The sequence below is a fragment of the Aeromonas sp. HMWF015 genome (assembly GCF_963878965.1).
Lineage (GTDB): Bacteria > Pseudomonadota > Gammaproteobacteria > Enterobacterales > Aeromonadaceae > Aeromonas > Aeromonas veronii.
Genome location: NZ_CAWNZT010000350.1, coordinates 1 through 3743, shown reverse-complemented (window position 1 = coordinate 3743; position 3743 = coordinate 1). Strand labels below are relative to the sequence as shown.

At 52.6% G+C, this 3743-nt stretch carries 7 protein-coding genes; all 7 read right to left on the bottom strand.

What is annotated here, in order from left to right; genetic code table 11:
* Window positions 1-116: 116 nt before the first annotated feature.
* A complete protein-coding gene (locus tag AACS18_RS17675; protein WP_108612890.1) occupies window positions 117-308 on the bottom strand; it encodes a hypothetical protein in 192 nt (63 codons plus the stop codon).
* Entirely contained in the window at window positions 305-802 is a 498-nt protein-coding gene (gene radC, locus AACS18_RS17670) for a RadC family protein (RefSeq protein WP_108612889.1), read from the bottom strand. Before radC ends, AACS18_RS17675 begins: the two co-directional genes overlap by 4 nt.
* An 89-nt stretch (window positions 803-891) precedes the next feature.
* A complete protein-coding gene (locus AACS18_RS17665) occupies window positions 892-1140 on the bottom strand; it encodes a hypothetical protein (RefSeq protein WP_258228760.1) in 249 nt (82 codons plus the stop codon).
* Window positions 1141-1209: 69 nt separating this feature from the next.
* On the bottom strand, window positions 1210-1635 hold the full coding sequence (locus tag AACS18_RS17660; RefSeq protein ID WP_108612887.1) for a DUF2787 domain-containing protein: 426 nt from the start codon (window positions 1633-1635) through the stop codon (window positions 1210-1212).
* Window positions 1636-1654: 19 nt separating this feature from the next.
* Window positions 1655-2002, bottom strand: a complete 348-nt coding sequence (locus AACS18_RS17655; protein WP_108612886.1) for a YkvA family protein — start codon at window positions 2000-2002, stop codon at window positions 1655-1657.
* A gap of 83 nt (window positions 2003-2085) precedes the next feature.
* A complete protein-coding gene (locus AACS18_RS17650; RefSeq protein WP_108612885.1) occupies window positions 2086-2535 on the bottom strand; it encodes a hypothetical protein in 450 nt (149 codons plus the stop codon).
* A gap of 41 nt (window positions 2536-2576) precedes the next feature.
* Window positions 2577-3743: hypothetical protein (locus AACS18_RS17645; RefSeq protein WP_108612884.1), on the bottom strand; the 1167-nt coding region annotated here is incomplete at its 5' end.

The following is a 3743-nucleotide window of genomic DNA, read 5'->3' as shown; positions in this document are numbered from 1 at the left end:
AACGTCAGCGCTTCTTCGTTGCTGACGGCTGTCAGGCTATGGCGCAGCTTCTCGAGCGTTTCCTCAAGGGAAAAGGAATTGGGTAATCGCATGGCGTTTGTTCCTTCTTGGCGCGACTAATGGCGTAGCTGATGGAGCAGTGCATCAATGGCCTCGATACAGTCTGCCTGGGTGAGCAGATAACCGTTGGGGAGGTGAGCCACGATGGCGGGCTCTGCCTGCATGTCGATGTTGTCGGCAAGCCAACAGCGCAACTCGATGAGGATATCGAGGGCAGTGAGGTGGTTTTTACCTCGGGTCTGGTTCATAGCTGACCTCTTTCGGCCAGCGAGACGACACCCTCAGCACCGACCACCAGATGGTCGAGCAACCGGACATCGACCAGGGCCAAGGCCTCTTTGAGGGCTTGGGTAAAGACCCGGTCTGAGTGGCTAGGTTCGGGGTCGCCGCTGGGGTGATTGTGGACCGCGATGATGGCCCCGCAGTTTAGTAACAAGGCCCGCTTGACCACTTCCCGAGGGTAGATGCTGGCACTGTCGAGGGTGCCGCGAAACAGCTCCTCAAAAGCCAACACGCGATGCTGGGAGTCAAGGAACAGTACCCCAAACACTTCATGCTCCCGGTCCTGTAGCAGGGTTTGCAGCCGCTCGGCGGCCTCAGTGGTGCTGGTGATGGCAGTACCTTTTGCCAAGCGCTTGCGGGCAATCTGGTTAGCGATGCGCAGCAGGTCTTGCTCGGTCACCGGTTCGGTGACGACATAAGTGCCGGGGCATTCCCCGGCTTTGAGTTTGTGGTAACGCATGTTGGGTCTCCTGAAAAAGAAAGACCCCGGCAGCGCGAGGCATACCGGGGCTAAATGCAGAGGTGTTGTTGGTTCACTTTGAGGGTAGTTCAGTTGGCCTTGGTGGTGGCTTCTACTCTTGCTCCGGCTGTGGGTCCCCACACCACCGGTATCAGCGATCCGGGGACCAGCACTGTGAGCGGGATAGCGAGCGCAACGCTCAGCCGTTCCGCCAGTTGGTAGGCGGGACCAATAGTGTCGTAGTCAGCGACCCAAGTGGCCAGAGGCAGTCCACTGGCTTCGACGGCCCGCAGATAGATGCTGTAGCCCTGTACGGTCAGGCCACTGTCACGTACCACCTGCGTTTCCCCTTCTCGGTTAATCGCTTCGAGTTCAACGGCTATCGGTTGTTTGGGCATCGGTGCTCCTCAGTTACCACTGACAGTGACGGTAAAAAAGCCCAACTGCGCGTAGTCGAGGAATGCACCTTGCCACATGTGAAAGAGTTCATGGGCTTCTGTCGGCGGCAACGGTCCCCATCCTTGCAGGTAGTGTTCACCGTCGAGGAAATTGAAGTCGAGCTCCTTGCAGAGCTCTGCATCCTGGCCCAGCCCTTGATAGCTGAAGTCGGTGACGTAATCGAACAGCCAGCCATCGAGCCCACGGATCAGACGGATCTCGACTGGGTGCACACCGCCCTGTTCTGCGCTGTAGCCGGGGTTGCGAAAGTTGAAGGTCAGTTGGGTTAAGCGTTCAAGATTGAGCTCTGTTTTAGCGATTTCCTGGTCGAGCAGAACCAGTAACGCTTGGTCAACGGGCAGGGCAAAGCCGTCCCGGAAAAAGGGAATGGTCATGGTGTACTCCTTGAAGGGGTTAAGCGTCGCCGAACAGCTCGCGCATTTTTCTGGTAACACGGGCACGGATTTGGTCATCAATGAAGGTGGTAATGCTGGCGAGTGCGGCACTCAGCACTGCAATATCATCGGCCAGCCCCATCGGCAACACATCCGGGATCGCATCAATGGGCGATATAAAGTAGGCCAGCGCACTGTAGATCAGCAGCTTGGCCCACAGCGGCAGGTCGTCCTTCTGGCTGGTGTAGTAGAGCAACAAGCAAGTTTCGATAAAAGGCCGACCGGCACGTTTGGCAAAGGCCCAGAGTTTGTGCCAAAAACCTTGGTGATCGAACGGCTCGCATTCAGGGGGAATGCAGGGGGGCATAGTGCGTCTCCTTCACGGGTGGGTGAATGGCAGAAATAAAAAGAGGAGGCAAATGCCTCCTCTGGGATGGGAATGGGTATGAGCTATTGGTCCCACATCAAGCAGTCAAACTCAGGGGTATTAGTGGCGGGCAGAACTGAGGCCACCTCTTGGGTCGGCAGCGCGAGCTGCTTGCCGTCAGCCGTCAAAATGCGGATCGACTTGGCCTTGCGCAGCTTGCCCCACATGTCGAAGAAGTTGTTCTCACCGACACGGGATTCGGTCTCATAGGGCGCATCGTATTGGCTGCCATCGACGATGATGGCGAAAGCCTGCCCTGCATAAGAGCCGTACTCCTTGCCCTGCACGGTGGCCGTCATGCTGACTTTGCGGGTGTCATTACAGGCGATATAGAGATGGTTCTGTTCGTTGACCACCGCCGTGTATTCGCTGGTGCCCTGACCCCAGCCACTGCTCCAACGCCCGGCCTCACCATAGGCAAAGGCTACGCTGGATGAAATAAGCAAACCAGGCAATATAATTAACCATTTCATATTCCAAGCCTCACACATTATTGTTAAGCACAACGTACAGATTAATTTTGTGGTTGGAACTGATATTCCACATCACCATTGGTAGTTGATAAATTCAACTCTAACACGTTGCAGTCATAGCCCGTGTAAAGCATGAGTTCATTACCAAAGGCTAAAGTTTGAGGTAATGGGTAAATTGACTTTACTCGACACTGGCCTCTGTTAACAACAGCTTTCGTTATCTTCACCCGGTCGCTGTGAGAAACAACAGTTATGACTTTCGATGGCAACCCCTTGTTGGGGATGATTGGCCGCACATTGACCGAGAATGTGGAGGCTGTTGTCGGCCCCTGCTGGGCTAACAGTGCATCATTCTTTTTATGTGCGATGGTATCACCCGTGAGGCAGGTAAAATCTGAAGATGTTCTGTCAGGTAATGCAGAGGAGCCTCCCTGTGGGGTCAGCGTATAGGTAATATTGTCTGGTTGAGAAATGAGATAAAGGGGTTTATTTTCACGCAAGCCATCCCACAATTTATCAAGATAAGCCTTGTTGTTGGTTGCTACGCTTGCAGGTTCAGCCCTTTCTCCGACACTGACGTAAAACGAACCCTTTTCAGCGTCATACTCATCACCATCCAGGATTGCTCGCATGGTTATTTTGTTGGTGTTGTCACAAGCGAAATACAATGCATGCTTATCGTCAGCGACAACCGAGTAGCGATGTTCATTACCCACTTTGGTATGTGTAACTTGGGCTGGTGCCTGATAGTCTTTCTTTTTTATCCCTTTCATCAAGCAGATGAATTCACTGCTATCACGCGATGGCAATATCTGACTGGCATTTGCTGTTGGTAATTTTAGTCCACGTTGGTCCAACATAATGGAATGCCCGGCCCTTATTTCATCCCATAACTCAAAGAAATTTAATATGCTGCGATCTCCATTTATCACGTAAGGTGTCCAGTAGTACGATTCGCTGGTTTTTATATCAAAGGTTCTATCGTATACACCAGTGCCAACTTGGACGCCTTTAATAGTGGCATACATAGCGATATCTTTACCGTTGTTATCGCAAGAGATGATGAGTTTATTCTGGTCATCAATCACAGCAGCATACTCCACGCCATCCTGTGTTTTTCTACTCGACCATTGGCCTGCCTCACCATAAGCCAGAGCATTGCTACACAGCAATACAGTGACTGACGCAATTAAAAGTTTATTCATTGT

Coding starts and splice junctions, on each gene's coding strand:
- AACS18_RS17655 (WP_108612886.1), bottom strand. CDS start 2,002: ATGCCCCCCTGCATTCCCCCTGAATGCGAGCCGTTCGATCACCAAGGT.
- AACS18_RS17660 (WP_108612887.1), bottom strand. CDS start 1,635: ATGACCATTCCCTTTTTCCGGGACGGCTTTGCCCTGCCCGTTGACCAA.
- AACS18_RS17650 (WP_108612885.1), bottom strand. CDS start 2,535: ATGAAATGGTTAATTATATTGCCTGGTTTGCTTATTTCATCCAGCGTA.
- AACS18_RS17675 (WP_108612890.1), bottom strand. CDS start 308: ATGAACCAGACCCGAGGTAAAAACCACCTCACTGCCCTCGATATCCTC.
- radC (WP_108612889.1), bottom strand. CDS start 802: ATGCGTTACCACAAACTCAAAGCCGGGGAATGCCCCGGCACTTATGTC.